Annotated in this window: 2 protein-coding genes; both read right to left on the reverse strand. The window is 36.3% G+C overall.

Features of this window, described 5'->3' with window-relative positions; all coding sequences use genetic code 11:
- Nucleotides 1–117 precede the first annotated feature (117 nt).
- Nucleotides 118–534 carry a hypothetical protein gene (locus AB4238_RS21875; RefSeq protein WP_372035680.1) on the reverse strand — a complete coding sequence of 139 codons (417 nt, stop codon included), beginning with the start codon at nucleotides 532–534 and terminating at the stop codon, nucleotides 118–120.
- 114 nt (nucleotides 535–648) lie between these two features.
- The gene (locus AB4238_RS21880) at nucleotides 649–1,230 is read right to left on the reverse strand and encodes an ankyrin repeat domain-containing protein (RefSeq protein ID WP_372035683.1); all 582 of its coding nucleotides are present in this window, start codon (nucleotides 1,228–1,230) and stop codon (nucleotides 649–651) included.
- Nucleotides 1,231–1,324: the final 94 nt, after the last annotated feature.

Below are 1,324 nucleotides of genomic sequence, written 5' to 3' on the forward strand. Positions count from 1 at the left end.
TAGCACCCACCTAAAAAGCGTAAACTCTTACGTCGATATTAACTATATAAAGGTATCACTCGGGCTTGTTCAACACTTGGGATAAGGACGCGGCTGCGCGCGGCCTATCCTTATACGTTATAAGGCGGTTTGCACAGCCTTGTCTTTATGTTTTACAACAAAATCTTTAGCCTCAGCTAATGTTTTTGAATAACTAACTTTATAGTAGCCAGAGTCTTCTCTTTGCTCGTAAATAGTTTGGAAAACAAACCCATGTTCAACAAGATATTCAATTTTTTTCCATTGAGCATTATCCGATTTTTTAGGTGGTTTGAAGTGCCTTCCGAAATTAAATGCTACACCTTTGCAGATGGGACATTCCATACTATCAGGGTAATCACACGGAGCTTCAAAAAAGTGCCGCATGTTTGAAGTTTTGCAATTTAAACATGCAAAAGACATGGAGTATTCAGGACCTAAGACTTTTTCCTGAGGTTTAGGTAAGGTTCTATAACCAGCTTTTCTTCGAAGCTCCATCCTAGACTGTTTATCCATACTAGTTCACGCCTTATAACGCCCTAATAATGGGCAAAAAATTGTTGGCTAAAATGTTGAGGAACGAAAACAGCCAACTGTTTTTTGTCCTTATTAATTAGCTTGTTAGGCATTTTAAACACCAACCAGTTTAATTACTTTTAAGTACCATTGATATTGGCTGCTGTCTTTTTTGACACCTGCGTCACCAAATTTATTTAATATATCAATTGGTGTGTATCCCCACTTATTTTGTAAACTTAGTGAAGCGCCACTTTTAATTAAATAGTAAGCGATGTCATAATTTTTTACGGAAATAGCAATATGCAAAGGTGTACTATTATTACCATCTAGTGAATTGATTTTAGCACCCGATTTAATTAAAACTTTAACATTATTGAGTTTTGAGTGCTTCGAAGATTCAAACAAAATAGTTTTACTTTTGTAACCATCTAAGGCGTCAGGGTGACCTCCATGCTTTATTGCTAGTTCAAGGTATATTGAGTCATCATGAATTGCCGCAAGTTCCATAACCACAGGTCTTGTACTTGGTTTAGCATTGTCGTCTCTATAATTTGGATTTGCACCTAACACCAAAAGTTTTTGAAACTGCTCAATATTATTATCGGTAATTGATATCAATAGATCTTTCTCTAACTCACCACTATGTGAAGTCACAGATATGAAAATTAACAGTGATATGAGCAGATATTTCATTGAATGCCTAACGCCCATTTAAGGGGCTGATTAATAGTTTGCTAAAATGTGAAGCGAAGCGAAACCGAGCAAACTGTTAGCAGTCCCGCTTTAA

The sequence above is a fragment of the Shewanella sp. 10N.286.45.A1 genome (assembly GCF_041470405.1).
Classification (GTDB): Bacteria; Pseudomonadota; Gammaproteobacteria; order Enterobacterales; family Shewanellaceae; genus Shewanella.